At 53.7% G+C, this 16,635-nt stretch carries 15 protein-coding genes; all 15 read left to right on the top strand.

What is annotated here, in order from left to right; translation table 11 throughout:
• Positions 1-189 precede the first annotated feature (189 nt).
• The 15 genes from O3S85_RS13630 (at position 190) to O3S85_RS13560 (ending at position 16,634) form a co-directional block, all read left to right on the top strand.
• A complete protein-coding gene (locus O3S85_RS13630; RefSeq protein WP_269540995.1) occupies positions 190-1,392 on the top strand; it encodes a glycosyltransferase family 4 protein in 1,203 nt (400 codons plus the stop codon).
• 1 nt (position 1,393) lies between these two features.
• Positions 1,394-2,668, top strand: coding sequence for a glycosyltransferase family 4 protein (locus tag O3S85_RS13625; RefSeq protein WP_269540993.1), 1,275 nt, complete (start codon positions 1,394-1,396; stop codon positions 2,666-2,668).
• A 4-nt stretch (positions 2,669-2,672) separates the two neighbouring features.
• A complete protein-coding gene (locus tag O3S85_RS13620) occupies positions 2,673-3,833 on the top strand; it encodes a glycosyltransferase family 4 protein (protein WP_269540992.1) in 1,161 nt (386 codons plus the stop codon).
• Positions 3,834-3,904: 71 nt separating this feature from the next.
• The gene (gene wecB / locus O3S85_RS13615) at positions 3,905-5,086 is read left to right on the top strand and encodes a non-hydrolyzing UDP-N-acetylglucosamine 2-epimerase (RefSeq protein WP_269540990.1); all 1,182 of its coding nucleotides are present in this window, start codon (positions 3,905-3,907) and stop codon (positions 5,084-5,086) included.
• A gap of 27 nt (positions 5,087-5,113) precedes the next feature.
• Positions 5,114-6,217 carry a glycosyltransferase family protein gene (locus O3S85_RS13610; protein ID WP_269540988.1) on the top strand — a complete coding sequence of 368 codons (1,104 nt, stop codon included), beginning with the start codon at positions 5,114-5,116 and terminating at the stop codon, positions 6,215-6,217.
• Positions 6,218-6,221: 4 nt separating this feature from the next.
• Entirely contained in the window at positions 6,222-7,205 is a 984-nt protein-coding gene (locus tag O3S85_RS13605; protein ID WP_269540986.1) for an NAD-dependent epimerase/dehydratase family protein, read from the top strand.
• A 40-nt stretch (positions 7,206-7,245) separates the two neighbouring features.
• Complete coding sequence (locus tag O3S85_RS13600; RefSeq protein WP_269540985.1) at positions 7,246-8,532, top strand: glycosyltransferase family 4 protein; 1,287 nt, start codon at positions 7,246-7,248, stop codon at positions 8,530-8,532.
• 253 nt (positions 8,533-8,785) lie between these two features.
• Entirely contained in the window at positions 8,786-9,358 is a 573-nt protein-coding gene (locus O3S85_RS13595) for an FkbM family methyltransferase (protein WP_269540983.1), read from the top strand.
• Between the two features lie 37 nt (positions 9,359-9,395).
• Positions 9,396-10,610: a glycosyltransferase gene (locus tag O3S85_RS13590; RefSeq protein WP_269540981.1), complete on the top strand. Its 1,215-nt coding sequence runs from the start codon at positions 9,396-9,398 to the stop codon at positions 10,608-10,610.
• 31 nt (positions 10,611-10,641) lie between these two features.
• Positions 10,642-11,418: a hypothetical protein gene (locus tag O3S85_RS13585; protein ID WP_269540979.1), complete on the top strand. Its 777-nt coding sequence runs from the start codon at positions 10,642-10,644 to the stop codon at positions 11,416-11,418.
• Positions 11,415-12,485, top strand: coding sequence for a glycosyltransferase family 2 protein (locus tag O3S85_RS13580; protein WP_269540977.1), 1,071 nt, complete (start codon positions 11,415-11,417; stop codon positions 12,483-12,485). The genes O3S85_RS13585 and O3S85_RS13580 overlap by 4 nt, the downstream gene beginning before the upstream one ends.
• Before the next feature lie 35 nt (positions 12,486-12,520).
• Positions 12,521-13,411, top strand: a complete 891-nt coding sequence (locus O3S85_RS13575; protein ID WP_269540975.1) for a glycosyltransferase family 2 protein — start codon at positions 12,521-12,523, stop codon at positions 13,409-13,411.
• Positions 13,411-14,439: a glycosyltransferase family 2 protein gene (locus O3S85_RS13570; RefSeq protein ID WP_269540974.1), complete on the top strand. Its 1,029-nt coding sequence runs from the start codon at positions 13,411-13,413 to the stop codon at positions 14,437-14,439. Before O3S85_RS13575 ends, O3S85_RS13570 begins: the two co-directional genes overlap by 1 nt.
• Positions 14,436-15,569 (top strand): glycosyltransferase family 4 protein, encoded by a 1,134-nt coding sequence (locus O3S85_RS13565; protein WP_269540972.1) that lies wholly within the window; start codon positions 14,436-14,438, stop codon positions 15,567-15,569. Before O3S85_RS13570 ends, O3S85_RS13565 begins: the two co-directional genes overlap by 4 nt.
• Before the next feature lie 27 nt (positions 15,570-15,596).
• Positions 15,597-16,634: a CgeB family protein gene (locus O3S85_RS13560; RefSeq protein ID WP_269540971.1), complete on the top strand. Its 1,038-nt coding sequence runs from the start codon at positions 15,597-15,599 to the stop codon at positions 16,632-16,634.
• The last annotated feature ends 1 nt before the right edge of the window (position 16,635 follow it).

Raw genomic sequence — 16,635 nt, 5'->3', positions numbered from 1 at the left:
CTCACATGCCATGTCTTGGACCAATCATTGGGGTCGAAACGCGAAGCAGAAAGGCTTTGGTTGGATGCACACGTATCATCTGAATCACCTTCCCAATCATGAAACGGCAGGGTTCAAGCCATGGCAAATTGAAGTAAATGATGCTTTACCGAAAGCCCCAAATCACCTGCTATAGATAGGTTGCTCTAGATGATTTTAGACTTAATTCAATCTAAATACACGGGCTACAAAAAGTTGGCAGCCCATAAATTGGCTATGCGCAGTCACAGGAAGCGGACGGAGCGCCAACGCAGACAATACGAGGCTTGGAAGAATGATACGAAAAAATTGCCGCCAGATGTTATCATTGGTGCCAACTTAAAATTTGGCGGCATTCGCAATCATATCCAAGCCATTCATCGCTACACATCCCATCGATGCGATATCATTCCAAGCGAAAAGTATTTTCCCGATCTTAATGATTTAACGCAAATAATCCGTGAAGAGCTAGTAACATACTGTCCAACAGGTGTCCGTTGCATCCACTCGCACGTATTTCCCTGGATGATGCAATGGGGAATGTCTGCACAGAAACATGGCATACGCTGGGTTCACACCTATCATAATAATTACTTCCCGGATAGTGACTCCAGCGCCGTCGAGCCATGGCAGCAGGAAATTAATGACGCCCTGCTCAATCTCGCCCCCTCGGCGGATATCCGCCTCTCAGTCGCTAAATGGCAGCGCGATGAATACCGCGAGAATCATGGCATTTCCACTTTCTATTTACCAAACGGCGTCGATGTCGAGAATTGCGATCAAGGCAGAGCTGAACGCTTCAGGAAAAAATTCGGGTTGAGTCGTTACCTGCTCTACGTTGGCCGAAATGAGTCGGTAAAAAACCCTGCAGAATTTGCGTTGCTCGCGAAGGCCATGCCTCAGCGAAATTTTGTCATGGCTGGTCCCGGTCTTAGCGCGGAGATATTGCGTAAGGACTATGGCGTTGAAGCTCCCGAAAATCTGCAGATCATAGGCGCACTCGATCATCAGGGAGTACAGGATGCAATTGCTGGCAGTGATGGCGTCATCGTCACCAGCAAGCGGGAGGGCCTACCAACCTTGATTCTGGAAGCCATGACCCACCAGAAACCCATTGTGGCCCCCATTGACAAGGGATGCTTGGAAGCCATTTCACACGGTCAATATGGTTTCGCCTATACCCTTGGCGACATTGACGATTTGGCTCGAAAAGTAGAAGCCTCCCTGAAGGACAATTCGCGTGGAAAAGCCGCCCGCGAACGTGTGCTAAAAGAATACGACTGGCGACGCATCGCGGAAAAACTGGACTTCATCTACATGGAAAAAGACCTTAGGTACGTCCGGGAAAAACTCGCCGAATGGGAGGCCAATTGAGATGACTGAAAAACCGCACATTACCTTTTGTGCCTTTGACAAGCCCGGCAATATCGGTGGCCCGGCGTCCTGGTTGATTTGGTTGATGCCCGCATTGCAGAAGCGCGGGTTTGCCATCCATTGCCTCGTGTTTCTACATACCGGAGAAGATGGACCGCTGGTCAAATTTTTAGAGCAGAACAAGATTCCACACGCAAAAACACACAATCCACATTACGTGCAGGACAGCATTCGCTGGACACTGGCGCAGCTTCAACAAACGCCCACCGATGTGTTTTTGCCCAACGTCGTTACCTCCGCTTTTTATGCGTGCAAGTGGGTGCGCCAGGCAGGCATTGCCACCGTCGGCATCCTGCACTCCGATTACGAATACTGCGATGCGCTCCAGGAAGAGTTTGTTGCAGGGCAGCGAGACTTTCGCCTGAGCGGCATGGTCGGTGTTTCCCGTGAGCTGAAGCGCCAGATCAACTCCTGCGCAAGTGACGCCACCAGCGTTTACCGCATTCCCTATGGAGCGCCGGTTCCGGGTCGATGCGTATCGCCTCCCACCGGTAAACTGCGCATCGGCTTCTTTGGCCGGTTAGTCACCGAGCAAAAGAAGATACTCAACGTCGTCCGCGCATTTTGCCACACGGCCAAAGAAGTGCCCGGCGTTGAGCTATATCTCTACGGCGACGGCCCTGAAAAGGATGCCGCTGCCGCACTCTTGACAGAAATCGGCCAAGGCTTGCCGGTCTATTTTGGCGGCTCCATCCCTAGCACGGAAATTCAGGACACGATGCTGCAGTGCCACGTCATCGTCCTGCTGTCCGACTACGAAGGGCTACCCATTGCACTCATGGAGGCCATGGCCTGCGGCGTGGTTCCGATCTGTCGTTTTAATAAAAGCGGCATCCCGGAATTAATCGAAGACGGCGTCAATGGCTACATTCTCGACGACTCGACCGAGGCCTTAACCGGCGCGATTAAAAAGCTGCTGGCCGAGCCAAATCGCTGGGCTGAATTCTCCCGCGCCAGCCGAGAAAAAATTCTCCAAGAATACACCATGGATCACGGTGCGGACATCTGGGCCGACGTCCTGCGTGACCAAATAAAGCGCTGGCGCAAACCGGGCCGTATCAACATCCCTAAATGGATTAGCCTCCCATCGCCCAATCCGGCGATCAACAATGCCGGTGAGCGCAAACGCCCCATCCAAAGCTATCTCAAACATAAAGCGGTTCGCAGCCGCATGTTTGCCGGGAAAATCAAGCGAATCATCATTCCCCGAGCCTGAAACCATGTCTAACCAGAAGAGCACTACCTGCGTAATCGGATTCGATGACGATAAAGTCATTAAAGACTTCATTCGCATTCACATTGAAAATTTGACCGGTGAGATCATCTGCCTTCACAAATATCCTCCCTACTACGAATACAAGGGCCGGCAGATTCAGCATTTCTACAGCCGCAATAAATTCGCGCTGAAGGCCAAGCGTTTATTACCACAGTTCCTATACCATCGTCTGGTAACGCAAAAACTGGAATCGGACGACGCCATCACGGATGCGCTCGGCGGGCTCTTCGATGAGCACGGCGTGGATTTGATTTTAGCAGAGTTTGGAAACATCGGTGCCAGCATCGCGCCTTACGCTAAAAGATTGGGCATCCCGCTGGTTGTTCATTTCCACGGTCATGACGCGCATCGCCAGCCCTACTTAACCAAGGAAATGCGGGCACAATATGAGGTAATGTTCGACTATGCATCTGGTATTCTCGGCGTTTCCAAATACATGATGCGTGAGATTGAGCAACTGGGCTGCAGCCCCACCAAGCTCACCTATAATCCATACGGCCCCCGCGATTCTTTTTACACATTGAGCCCGAGCTATGAGCCGACACTGTTGTCTGTTGGTCGGTTTACGAACATCAAGGCAAATTACTTAAACATCCTCGCCTTTGAGCGCGCCCTCAAGGAAGTGCCCAATGCCAAGATGATCATGATCGGCGATGGCGAGCTGCTCGAAACCTGCAAGACGATGGCAAAAGTCTTAAAGGTCGATGACAAGATTACCTTCACCGGCTCCATTCCCCACGCGGAGATTCAACAACACTTTACCCGGGCCTGCGGCTTTGCCCAGCACTCGGTCATCCCCAGTTATGGTGATGCGGAAGGCACGCCCAATACAATCCTTGAGGCCGGTGCCGCTGCGCTGCCCGTAGTCAGCACACGGCACGCCGGTATTAAAGACGTAGTCATCGAAGGCGAAACCGGCTTCCTGGTGGACGAGTTGGATGTCGACGGAATGGCCCAGGGGATGGTTCGCCTGCTAAAAGATTCCGAGCTGGCGCGACGCATGGGCACCAACGCGCGCGAGCACATCCGATCCAATTATAATACTCAACAGCATGTCCAACGCTTGCAGGAAGTGCTCGATGCCGCTCGCAACACGAGCCGCTGAGCAGGCAAATCCAAGCCGGATTCGGCAGCAATTAAATACTACTAAACCCACCACCATATTATAACTGCTACATGAAAACCTTAAAATTTGTATCCGTCGTTGGAGCGCGACCCAACTTCATGAAAATCGCGCCATTTCTGCGCGCCATCAGAAATAGCAACGAAAGTGAAGTGGGTAAATCCTGCCGCATCGAAAGCATTTTGGTTCACACCGGACAACACTACGATGACCGCATGTCGAAGACGTTCCTCGAAACGCTGCAAATACCGAAGATTGATTACTCCATGGGTATCGGGTCGGGCTCGCATGCGTGGCAGGTGGGGCAAACGATGATCGAGTTTGAAAAAATCCTGGAGGCCGAAAAGCCGGATTGGGTCGTTGTCGTTGGCGACGTGAATGCTACATGCGCTTGCTCCATTACCGCAAAGAAGGCGGGCATCAAAGTCGCCCATATTGAGTCCGGCTTGCGTTCCTTTGACTTAGGCATGCCTGAGGAAATTAACCGCATGGTAACGGACCGCTTGTCAGACCTGCTGTTAACCACAGATGAGTTTGCCGATAAAAATCTCCGCAGGGAAGGCGTCCGAGAAGAATCTATTGTGCAAGTGGGCAACATCATGATCGATACCCTGGAGCACGAGCTAAAGGCCGCCCGGGAGCTATCGCTATCGGAGATCATTCAAGAGAATTATCTGAGCACCGAAATTACCGGCGTGCCTCGCAAAGAGCTACCACAGCCGATGGGCGAATATTGCCTGATCACCATGCACCGCCCGTCCAACGTCGATAGTCCGGAAATCCTGGACCCGATCATTGATTTCATCATCGATGAGGTTGCTGCAGAATTTCCGGTGATCATGCCGCTTCATCCAAGGACGCGCAAAAACCTGCAGGGGACCAGTTCATGGGGCAAGCTAATGAGCTGCGCGAACTTCCACCCGCTTGAGCCGGTAGGCTACCGCGAGATGCTGAAACTTAATTTGGAAGCATCCGTTATGCTTACCGACAGTGGCGGACTCCAAGAGGAGTGCTGCGTCTTGGGCACCCCCTGTTTGACACTCCGGGAAAACACCGAACGCCCCGTGACTCTGGTCGAAAATGGTGGCGTCAGTATCCTGGCAGGCAATCAAGTTGACCGCATCCGCATGGCCTACCAGGAACTACGTAAAATCGCCCCCAAGCCCTACCGCCCCAAGCATTGGGACGGCAAGTCCGCAGAGAGAATCGTCCAATCGATGATCCAGGCATCCTAGCCGCTTTTCCGCCACAGAAGTTATCCAATGAAAGTTTTAGTCGCAAACATTCCACTCCCCGGAAATCGCTTTTTGGTCGATCTACACGAGGCCATGGCAGACATGGGCATTCAGATAACCCATTGCCACGAAACATTCTGGAACCGCGAGGGAGACTACGATGTGGTGCATTTGCACTTCCCCGAATACGTAACCTTTGAGGTCCAGGAAGCCTATCAGAAAGAGCTGACCGACGAGTTGCTAGAACGTGTGGCAGAGCGTCTGAAATTTTGGGCCGATCATTCTCGAATAGTAATCACGCGTCACGTGCTCCTGCCCCATGACTCGGTAAATGATCCGGCGTGGGAGCGGATGTATGAGCTCTTTTACCGCTACGCCGATGTCGTTGTGCACTTCGCCAATGCCAGCATTGAGGAGTTTAAGGAACGCTACCGGAATACGGATTTCTATCGCGACACGCCTCCCACGCACGCCATCATCCCCCACGCCAACTACGCATCCCTGCCCAACGAAATTTCAAGAAAGGAAGCCCGCCAAAAGCTTGGCATTCCGCAGGATGCCCAAGTGATGCTGGTATTTGGCTCGATTCGCAATTTCGAGGAATGCGATCTCATATTGCAGGCTTTCCAGGGTGCCAAAACCAAGAATAAACTACTGCTGGTTTCACGCTGGCGGGAGAAACTCGCAGACGTTTCGTGGATACGGCTCAAGTACTGGATACGGGACTGGAAGCGCCTCTACTACAAGCTTCACCCGCAGTACAATTTTAACTATGACTTTGTGGAAGAAGATGACGCGCAAACCTTCCTGAATGCGTCTGATGTCCTCTTCATCCCCAGGTTCAAAGTCCTCAATTCCGGCAACGTGACTCTGGGCATGACCTTTGGTAAAGTGGTCGTAGGTCCCAACTCGTGGGACGTCGGCGAACTGCTCACCGAAACGGGCAACGTCACCTTCGACCCGGAAAATCCAGCCACCGCATCTGCTGCAGTGGAAAAGGCATTTGAGCTGACTAAAACCGATCTGGGTGCCACCAACCGTAAACGCTCACTCGAAGATTGGACACCGAAGCAGTGCGCCGGTTTATATCGCAAAATTTACACCTCTAAACAGGAAAGCTACACCCGATAATACTATGAAGAAAATCCTAATCACAGGAGGCGCTGGCTTCGTCGGCCGCCGTTTCTGTAAACGCTTTTTGGATCAAGGAGCCGAAGTGCATTGCGTTGACCCGGTGGCAGAGTTCACCGGTGGCATTCACCCGGATAAGGGTTGGCCACTCTTTAACCCGAAGGACTATCCGAACTTCCATTTCTATCAGCAGGATTGCCGCGCGTGGTTCAAGCAACACCGCGACGACGACTTCGACTACGTTTTCCATCTCGCCGCGATGGTTGGCGGACGCGCTATGATCGAGAACCATCCGCTCGCCGTGGCTGACGACCTATCCATCGACGCCGAATACTGGCAGTGGGCGGAGAAGGCCAAGCCTGCCAAGACCGCGTGCTTCAGCTCCAGCGCTGCCTACCCGATTGGACGCCAGCGCGCAGAAGGCTATGAACTGCTCAAGGAAGACATGATCGCCTTTGATGATGACATCGGTATGCCCGACATGTCCTATGGCTGGGCCAAGCTAACCTGCGAATACCTTGCCCGTCTCGCCTACGAAAAGCACGGCCTCAAGTCCGCATGCTACCGCCCATTTTCCGGCTACGGCGAAGACCAGGACGACAGCTACCCCTTCCCCAGCATCTGCAAGCGTGCGATGGCGCATGTGGGCGAAGACACGCTGACCGTCTGGGGCACCGGCGACCAGATGCGTGACTTCATCTACATCGAAGACTGCGTCGACGGCGTGCTGGCCACCATCGATAAAATCGACGACGGCGATGCGCTAAATCTCTCCACTGGCATCTACACCAGCTTCAAGCAGTTTGCACGCATCGCAGCTGAAGTTTGCGGCTATGAGCCCGAGGTTGTCGGTCTGTCCGATAAACCTGCCGGTGTCTTTGCCCGCGGCGGCGACACCACCAAGCAAAAGGAATATGGCTTCGAATACCAAGTGTCTTTCCGCGACGGCATTCAAAAGGCGATAGACCTTTACCGCTCCGCAAAGTAGCGGAACGCCGACTGGCCTATTACACGATTTAGCAAACGTCATGAACATACTCTTTCTAGGCTTTGGCGTAGTCCCGTATTTTCGGGATCTCCTCAATAGACTCCAGAACGAACCGTCGCTTGAGATATATCAAATCTCGCCTGCCGGTACCAACACCCACTTGGGCAAAGGCGTCCACCAGGACTTCGACGGCATCGACTACCACTGGTCAACCTTGGAAGAAAAAGAGATACCTGCCAAAAGAATGCTTGGGCTGTACGACTTGGAAGTGCGGCCCAAGTATGCAACCTTCCTTGGCTTGGAAAGCTTTTTGGCGGAAAAGAAAATTGACTGCATCGTCGTGCAATTAGTTTACCAAGCCGCATTCGCGTTTGACGAAAAACTGAATGACGCGGTCAGGCGCATGGGCATCTCAGTGATCTTCCATAGCATTCCCTTCGAGACGCCTACCAAGGAAGAGGCCATTGATGCGGTGCCCAAAAACATCGAGCTTCAGTTGTCTAGCTTGGGACCAATTGGAGCGCCAATTAAGTGGCTGCAGTTGCACCGTCTTTACGGGAACTGCGTTCGGCGGCGCACATTACTAAAGCCCGTAGAATGGCATACCAGGATCGTCAATCATCCGGACTTGCATGTCGTCTACCACGAGGATGGGGTCCGCATCTACGAGTCATTTGGCGTCCCAACAGAAAAGATACAAGTCGTGCGCAACTCGACGAACACTGATGAAGTGATCAGCCAATGCGAAACGGCCAAAAAGAATGCTCCACCGCAGGACAATAACCCCTACCGCATGATCCATGTGGGCCGCTTGGTGGGTTGGAAGAGAGTGGATTTAATTCTTACCGCGATGACCGACTTGATCAGTCAATTCCCGGCATTGGAGCTCATCGTCGTCGGCGACGGACCGGAGAAAGCCAACCTGGAAGAGCAAAGCATGTCATTGGGTTTATCCAAGCATGTAAAGTTCCTGGGCGCGATTCACAAGGCCGACCAACTCGCCCCACACCTCAATGCCAGCTCGCTATACATTTTGGCTGGCATCGGCGGTCTGTCGATCAACGATGCGATGTGTGCTGGTTTGCCAGTCGTTTGTTCCCGCTGTGATGGCACCGAAAAGTTCCTGGTTCGCGAAGGTGAAAACGGCTACTTCTTCAAGGAAGGTGATGCCGTAAGCCTCAAGGAAAAACTGAGCATGGCATTTCAAGACACCACAAAATTGAAGCAAATGGGCCGCGAAAGCCGTCGCATTATCGACGAAGAAATCAATTTGGAAATTGTGGCGCAAAATTACATTCGAGCCATTCAAACGGTCCAGGCCCACTGACCGAAACCAGCGAATCCAATCCCTAGCAATGCACTGGAGATCCATAATACCCGGCAAGCTAAAATCCCGGCTGAGAGAGTTGGTCGGAAAACCGCCCCCTTCGGCATCGGTTAAATCGAATATGCGCGGCTAAAAAACTTTCCACGTTTTCAATCGGGACTTCGCCTTCTGTGACTCAGCCTCATTCCTCTCGGCGCACGACGAAATCTATATCCGCGGCATCTACGATTTCGAGTGCGGCAAAAAGGAACCGGTGATCATCGATGGTGGCGCAAACATTGGCCTTGCCACGCTCTTTTTAAAGCAGCGCTACCCGCAAGCCAAAGTCACCACCATTGAGGCCGATCCCAACATCAATGAAATCCTGATAAAGAACTGCAACACCTACGATTGTCAAAACGTCACCCATCGGCACGGGGCGCTTTGGGACGAACCGGGCTCCCTCAGTTTTTTATCAGATAATGCCGACGGTGGTGCAGCGGGTGATTCAAGCGATGCGAGCAACGAAGTGCCCGCACTTTTATTGTCAGAGATCATTGCGGACCAGCATGTGGATTTTCTGAAGCTCGACATCGAAGGTGCCGAAATGCGCGTCATTCAAGAAGCGAAGCACGCCCTGCCCCAAGTCGACCGAATCTTCATCGAGTATCATTCTATCAAAGGCGAAGAACAGGAGCTCGGTAAAATTTTGAAAATTTTAACCGAGAGCGGTCTGCGTTACTACGTCGAAGCAACCTGCTTCATTCCCAAGAAGCCATTTATTTCCGAACCGCAAGATGGGCGGTTCGACCATCAGGTAAATATCTTTGCTTGGCGCGAAGCTTAACCTTTCGCAGCATAGAAATCGTATCTCTGCCGCAGTTATGAAAATAGCGCAATACTCCACATTTTCGTCCGGAGGAGCCGGTATTGCGGCTACGCGCATTCACCATGGGCTCAGGGCGCTCGGTGTGGAAAATCAATTCGGCTCTCTTGATGGCCCGGAGGCTCCGCGTGACGGCTGCTTTCGCATTCCGAAACGTTACACGCGCTGGTATGAGCAAATCGCCTGGAGGGCTGGCATTGCGCTCAACGAATCCATGAAACGGCAGCAGGATCGGCAGCGTCTGGACACCGGACACGCCGCATTTTCCTGGCCCCGCAGTGACTACGACATCAACGCCTTACCCCAATCACAGCAAGCCGACGCCATCCACCTGCACTGGGTTTCCGACTTACTGGACTGGCCCACTTTTTTCCAAAGCACCGACAAAAAAGTTTTTTGGACGCTGCACGACATGCATCCATTCATGGGTGGCTTTCATTATGATTGCGACCGCGAGCAGGCATCGCACGCCGTTAAGGCCGAAGATGAAAAGCTCGCGGCGATCAAGGCCGAAAGCATCAAGGCTATGCCCACCGATCGCCTCGTCATCGTGACGCCTTCCCAATGGCTTAGCAATGAGTCCAAAGCATCCGCCATGCTGGGCCGCTTTGAGCACATCACGATCAACAACGGCATTGATACGAACACCTTTAAACCGTATCCGCAGACGTTCGCCCGTGATGTGTTTGGCCTTCCTCAAAACGCCAAGCTGCTGCTGACCGTCGCCGAGCAGCTCGGCAACTACCGCAAGGGAAGCGACATACTGGCGGAGGCGCTGAAACGTATCTCACCCAAGCAAGACCTTGCGGTTATATCCGCAGGCAGTGGTACCTTTTCCGTCGATGGCATACCGAGCTACTCCGTTGGTAGCGTCTCGGACGAGCGTCTGATGGCGTTGCTATACTCCGCTGCGGATTTGCTCGTTCTGCCAACCCGCGGTGATAATTTCCCCAACGTCATCATTGAAGCGCTAGCAACCGGAACCCCAGTCGCAGCCACCTCCATCGGTGGCGTGCCCGAAGCGGTGCTGGATGGCTTTAATGGCATGCTCGCCAAGGATCTGACGCCATCAGGTTTGGCCACCGCCATTGAGTCTGCATTACAGGCAGACTTCGACTTGCAGGCCATCCGGGAAGACGCCGTTAAGCGGTTCGATGTTTCAGTGGCTTCCGCTCGCTACAAGGCGCTGTATGAGAAAACTCTGCACGCCTAGGAGCACTGATAAACCCGCAACGAATTTCTGAATGATCCGGCTATTTACAACCGCCTATCCCATTAGCGATTCAACGCGGCGACAGGAGATCAACGAGTGCCTGCAAAACAATCTCAACCTGGATCTGATTGATGAAGTCAGTGTCCTCTGCGAAGGAAATCCCGAGCTGCCCGCGAGCGTAAAGCTAAGAATCCGCGAGGTGCAAAGCCGCCCGATTTTGCAGGACTACATTGATTGGGTGAATGAAATCGCTGCACCAGACGACATCAGCATCATCGCCAATGCAGACATTTATTTCGGGCAAAGCATACATTTAGCGCAGACCGAGTTACGGCGCGAGCAATGCTGGGCGCTTGCCCGCTGGGATGACCAACCGGCGGCGGCACCGATCCTGTTTGACCGCAATGACAGTCAGGACGCCTGGGTCTTTCGGGGGCCGATCTTACCGCTCAATGCTGACTTCCCGCTCGGCGTAGTCAGATGCGATAATCGCTTTTTATTCGAACTGCAAAACGCTGGTTACGAGGTACGCAATCCCGCCTTTAGCATCCAGGCCTATCATCGCCACTTTAGCCCCCAGCGCCATTATGATGTGGAGCACAAGGCGGACTATGTCGACCCACCCTACCGCTATCTTTGGCCGCACAACCTGTGGCCACTGGCCAAGACGATTTGCTACAACGCTACGGCAGGAAAGGGCCGAATCCCCTGGCGCTTTGATCAGCGAAAATTTGCCGCTACTCTACCAGTACGCGCCATCCGCAAGCTGGGACGCGTCGTTGGCGGGAAAGCTTCGCAGGCACAATGAAGCCCAAGGTTTCCATCGTCATCCCGCACTTCAATCGGAGTAAACTACTGCAAGCAACCTTGGCTTCAGTAGAAGCGCAATCCTACGATCACTGGGAAGTCGTCGTAGTCGACGATGGCTCGAGCGAACCCGAGCGCACAATGATCCAGCAGTATGCTTCGCACAAAGTGCGCGTCCTGGATCGCACCGGCGAACCCAAGGGGCCATCACGCTCCAGAAACTGCGGCATACAAGCCAGCGAGGGCGATTACGTGATGTTCCTCGATTCGGACGACATGCTGGCACCCTGGTGTTTGGAAAACCGCATGCGGCAAGTCAGCCAAAGCCCAGAATGCGACTTTTGGGTTTTTGTGGTCATGCTGTTTCGCGAAAAACCGGCGGACAGTGACGATCTTTGGAACCACCTCCAGGGCAGCGATGACCTTGGCCGCTTTCTACGTTCCGATTGCCCGTGGCAAACCACTTCAACTTTGTGGAAAAGATCTGCCTTGGAACGTATTGGCGGCTTCAATGACCAAGTCTTCTACGGTGATGACTCAGACTTGCACACGCGCGCCATTGCCTCGGAGCTGCAGTATGAAAAATACCCGTCGGCCCTGCCCGACGCATTCATTCGTCGCAGCGACATGGAACGTATCACCAACTCACTCTCGCCAACGCTCATCGCTTCGCGTCGCACGCGGCTGACTGAAGGCACGAAGTTTCTACGCAGGATCAATAGCCCAAGCAACCGGCTACAGGATTGGGAGGGACAGTATTTTTTTGAACTCGAGTTCCTCCTGTTTCAACCGGGAGACTACCGCGAAGACGTAAGCAAAGTTTACAACGAATGGCTGCGCGACTTTTCACCATCGCCCATGCGCAGGTTGGTCGTCGGCGGCTACGTTAAGCTCACGATGATGTTTCAAACCAAGGCCTACCTGCTGGTCCGCCTTGCCCGACGTCTTGCGATGAAGTTTTTGCCCGCCGCGTTCTTTCCGTTTGCCGTGCATTCTGAGCCCGCCCACGCTACCGCTCAACAAATGGAAACCATGCGTCAGTTATTAGTCGAAGCACCCAGGCCCTAGACGCGTTTCAAATCGCTTTTCGATTCAATCATTCCATGCCATCCACTTCGTCTCCAACGGTCTCAGTTCTGGTAACCATTTACAACCGCGCTCACTTCATTGAGGAGACCGTGCGGAGTATTTTGCAATCGGACTACGAAGACTATGAAATCATCCTGCTGGATGATCGCTCCAAGGATGACTCGTATGCCGTCGCGAAGAAGCTGGCGGAGTCCGACCCAAGAATTCGCGCCTACCAAAACGAAGAAAATCTTGGCGACTATCCAAACCGCAATGCGGTAGCGGCAAAAGCACGCGGAAAGTATTTAAAATACGTCGACGCCGATGACGTCATCTATCCGCACACCCTTGGCTTGATGGTGCGCGCAATGGAAAGCCATCCCGAGGCCGGCTTGGGCTTGGAGCATTCCGAACAGCAAGCCGCCAAGCCCTACCCTTTCCTCCTCTCATCCGAGCAGGCGTATCAGAAGCATTTCATTGACCGCGGTTGCCTGAGCTGCGGCCCTTCCGGAGCCATCATGCGACGCGACGCGTTTGCGAAGCTCGGCGGCTTTGGTGCCTATGGCGTGGCGAGTGATAACGATATGTGGCTACGCCTCGCGGCGTTGTCGGATGTCATCCTCTTTGGCCCGGGCTTGATGTGGTGGCGCATTCACGAAGGTCAGGAAATCCGCAGCGCGAAAGCACAGCGCGAGTATCTAATCCTCGGCTACCAAGTGGCCCGGCAAGCGCTCACTGCGGATACTTGTCCGCTAAAGCCCGCAGACCGCGAAGCCGCCTTGCAGAAGATACAACAACACCAAGCACGGCGGATAATTGCTTTGGCCGTAAAAGGAAAAAACCTGGCACTGGCCCGCGAGGCCTGTGAGGCATCCGGCCTGTCTTGGGCCCAACTGTTAAAAGGCCTCAATCGATACGCTAAGTAATGCGCCCGTTGGTATCCATTATCATACCCGCCTACAATGCCGGCCAGTGGATTAAAACCACACTGGAGTCGGCAATACAGCAGAGCTATGAGCATATCGAAATCATTGTCATTGATGATGGTTCCAAGGACGATACCGCGGCCATCGTCAAGACCTTCGACGACAAACGCATTAAGCTGATTGAGCAAAGCAACGCTGGTCAATCCGCCGCCGCCAATCGCGGTATTGCTGAGTCGGCAGGCCAGTACCTAAAATTTCTCGATGCGGATGACGCCCTCTCGCCAAATCACATTCACGCGCAGTTAGCGGCCATAGAATCTGACAGCAACGCGATTGCCGACTGCAGTTGGGGTTACTTTGTAAATGACTGGCAAAGTGCGCGCCCCAGAATTGAATCCACCAATCAGGATTACGAGAACCCCATGGACTGGCTGGTGGAATCGCTCACCAAAAACGAAGGCATGATGGGTGGCTGGAAATGGCTGATCCACAAAGCGGTCATTGAGCGAGCAGGCGGATGGAACTCAAAGCTCAGCCTCAACAACGATTTCGACTTCAGCATCCGGCTACTGCTGGCATCGAGCGGAGTGCGCCATGCACCGGAAGCCTTGTATGCTTATCGCAAAGCGGAAACTGCCTCGCTCAGCGGCTCACGCGGACGCAAGGCAATGGAGTCAGCCTGGCTAACCACCAAGCTCGGTTGCGATAATTTAATTGAGCGAGAATGCAGTGAGCGCATTCGGAAAATCTGTGCCGACCGCCATCAGATGTGGCTGTTTCAATTCTTCCCTGAGTTCGCAGATTTGGCAAAACAGGCGGAGTCAGAAGTCGCGCGGTTTGGTGGTAGCAACCTACAGATGCAGGGAGGCCGCGCATTAGGCATTTTGCTGCCAATTCTTGGCTGGAAGAATGTTCGCCGCTTACAGCAGCTCGCCTACAGCAGTGGTTGGTCTCAAGTTCTGGCTTGGAAGCAGAGTAAACGAATTCAGCAGTTGGAGCCAAAATCACTCCGAAGCTCAGACCGGTGAAACGCACCATCACATACATCACGGACCTGCCCCACCAACCATCCGGTGGAGGTTCCTTCGCGGTTAATTGGCATGCACAGGAGCAATTACGTCGACATTTCAATGTCATCGCCGGACCGCCCATCACACCCAAAGTCAGCGCCCGAGAGAACTTTACCTCGAAGATAAACCGAAAATTCCTAAAGCGGCCGGGCAAGTTTTCCTACTTCTCCGTGAAAACGCTGGATGCCAATGCCCGTCAGGTATCTGCAGCCATCGGTGAAGAATCTGACGCCGTGTTTTTCCGCTCCGCAACCCGCTGGTGCCACTCAGTACCGCGGCTGCCTTACTACGTTTACCTCGATGTCGTCTTCCATACGTTTTTTTTCAACACCTTCCAGTTGGAGGATTTCGAGAAATCAGACCTCGAGCGCATCTGGGCGAAAGAGGCAGAGTTTCTCGAAAATGCCAAAGGGGTTTTCTTTGAATCGCAGTGGGGGCTAGAGCGCGCGCGCGAAGCCTACCATTTGACGGGCGACCACTACCTGGCCCTCGGCCGTGGCGGCGTGCTGGAGCCACCCGAAAACATAGAGTGGCGCAGCGACACGCTCGACTTCGTGACCATCGCGATGCACTTTTATCAGAAGGGCGGTGACCTCGTGGCCGAAGCCTATCGTAAGCTCAGGGCGCAACATCCGGAAATACGCTGGCATATCATTGGCGGCACTCCTCCGGACGATGTACTGGCCCTACCCGGCGTTCAATTTCACGGCAAGCTGCGCCCGGATGTCGATGCCGAGCGACAGACGTTTCGCGAAATACTAGCGAACGCCTTCCTACTGCTACACCCAACCCGCGAAGACACCAACCCGCTCGTCATCACCGAGGCAGGATACTTTGGCTGCCCCTCGATCAGCGTGAACAAGTTCGGCATCCCCGAGCTCATCATCGATGGCAGAACGGGCATTCTGCTGGATGCACCGGTTTCTCCGGATGCGCTAGCCACGCAAATCGAGACACTGATTCAGGATCGTCCGCGCTACATGGCCATGCGCGAAGAAGCCCGCGCCCATGCCTTGGGCAACCACACCTGGGGCGCTATCGGAGATCGATTAGCCGATGTGATGTCCACCAGCTTGGACAAGCACTGAGCAAAATTCACCCGGTCAAACCTCGCCATGAACGCTGTCTACATCGGCATATTGACTCCCGGCACGACATCCCGGATGCGTGCTGAAACTTTGCGGACAATCACCCCGAGATGGCACTGGCATTGGATCGATACGCACAAACCGTATCTGCAAGCGTCTCGGTGGGGCCGCACCTTGGCCATGCGCTTTAAGATTGGCCCAGTCATGCAGGCCACCAATCGACTCGTCCAAAATGAGTTGGCTCAGATCGCCAAGACCAATCAACCGGATCTTATTTGGACGGACAAGGCCGCCTACCTTTCACTGGATACGACCAAGCTGCTGCGCCGCTCCACGGGAAAGCTAATCCACTATACGCCCGACACCGCCTTTCACACTAATAAATCCAAGGCATTCAACGCCTCGCTTCCGCTCTATGATTACGCGGTGAGCACGAAGTCATTCGAGACCGCAGAGTATGCCCAATGGATTCCCGCAGATCGCTTGCTCATGACAACGCAGGCCTATGACGCGAAGGTCCACTACCCACGATTTGCGTTCGAGGAAAAAGTTCCCGAAGTTTCCTTTATCGGCCTGTGCGAACCCGACCGGATGGACTGCGCTGAGCAACTGCTCGCAGCCGGCGTGCCATTGCGCATTGCTGGGGTTAACTGGGAAGACTTTTGCCAGAGGCATCAGCATGACGCGCACTTCAGCTTCGCCGGCCGCGAAGTCTTTGGCGATGATTACGTCAACATGATCTCCAAGTCGTGGATATCACTGGGCTTAATCTCAAAGCGCTTCCCTGAACTCCACACAACGCGCACCTTCGAAATCCCGGCCTGCGGAACGATTCTGGCGACAGAGACCAATCGCGAAACACAGTCATTCTTTAATGACGATGAAGCGCTGTTCTTTACGGATTACCAAACACTGGCTCAAAAAATAAAAGCCCTGTTGCAAGACCCGGAAAAGCTCCGGGCGATGGCGAGCGCTGGCACTGCCCGAGTCCGGCGGGACCAGCGCGACTATCACTCGATCTTGTCCAACATTCTCGCGCAAACCGGCACCCTCTCCCCAAGCTGAT

The organism is Cerasicoccus sp. TK19100 (genome assembly GCF_027257155.1).
GTDB lineage: Bacteria > Verrucomicrobiota > Verrucomicrobiia > Opitutales > Cerasicoccaceae > Cerasicoccus > Cerasicoccus fimbriatus.
This window is presented reverse-complemented; position numbering and strand designations above follow the sequence as displayed.

Excerpts from the sequence above, each read along its gene's own strand:
- O3S85_RS13560 (WP_269540971.1), top strand. The coding sequence starts at position 15,597 with ATGAACGCTGTCTACATCGGCATATTGACTCCCGGCACGACATCCCGG.
- O3S85_RS13625 (WP_269540993.1), top strand. The coding sequence starts at position 1,394 with ATGACTGAAAAACCGCACATTACCTTTTGTGCCTTTGACAAGCCCGGC.
- O3S85_RS13610 (WP_269540988.1), top strand. The coding sequence starts at position 5,114 with ATGAAAGTTTTAGTCGCAAACATTCCACTCCCCGGAAATCGCTTTTTG.
- O3S85_RS13580 (WP_269540977.1), top strand. The coding sequence starts at position 11,415 with ATGAAGCCCAAGGTTTCCATCGTCATCCCGCACTTCAATCGGAGTAAA.
- wecB (WP_269540990.1), top strand. The coding sequence starts at position 3,905 with ATGAAAACCTTAAAATTTGTATCCGTCGTTGGAGCGCGACCCAACTTC.
- O3S85_RS13620 (WP_269540992.1), top strand. The coding sequence starts at position 2,673 with ATGTCTAACCAGAAGAGCACTACCTGCGTAATCGGATTCGATGACGAT.
- O3S85_RS13585 (WP_269540979.1), top strand. The coding sequence starts at position 10,642 with ATGATCCGGCTATTTACAACCGCCTATCCCATTAGCGATTCAACGCGG.
- O3S85_RS13605 (WP_269540986.1), top strand. The coding sequence starts at position 6,222 with ATGAAGAAAATCCTAATCACAGGAGGCGCTGGCTTCGTCGGCCGCCGT.
- O3S85_RS13630 (WP_269540995.1), top strand. The coding sequence starts at position 190 with ATGATTTTAGACTTAATTCAATCTAAATACACGGGCTACAAAAAGTTG.
- O3S85_RS13590 (WP_269540981.1), top strand. The coding sequence starts at position 9,396 with ATGAAAATAGCGCAATACTCCACATTTTCGTCCGGAGGAGCCGGTATT.
- O3S85_RS13575 (WP_269540975.1), top strand. The coding sequence starts at position 12,521 with ATGCCATCCACTTCGTCTCCAACGGTCTCAGTTCTGGTAACCATTTAC.
- O3S85_RS13600 (WP_269540985.1), top strand. The coding sequence starts at position 7,246 with ATGAACATACTCTTTCTAGGCTTTGGCGTAGTCCCGTATTTTCGGGAT.
- O3S85_RS13570 (WP_269540974.1), top strand. The coding sequence starts at position 13,411 with ATGCGCCCGTTGGTATCCATTATCATACCCGCCTACAATGCCGGCCAG.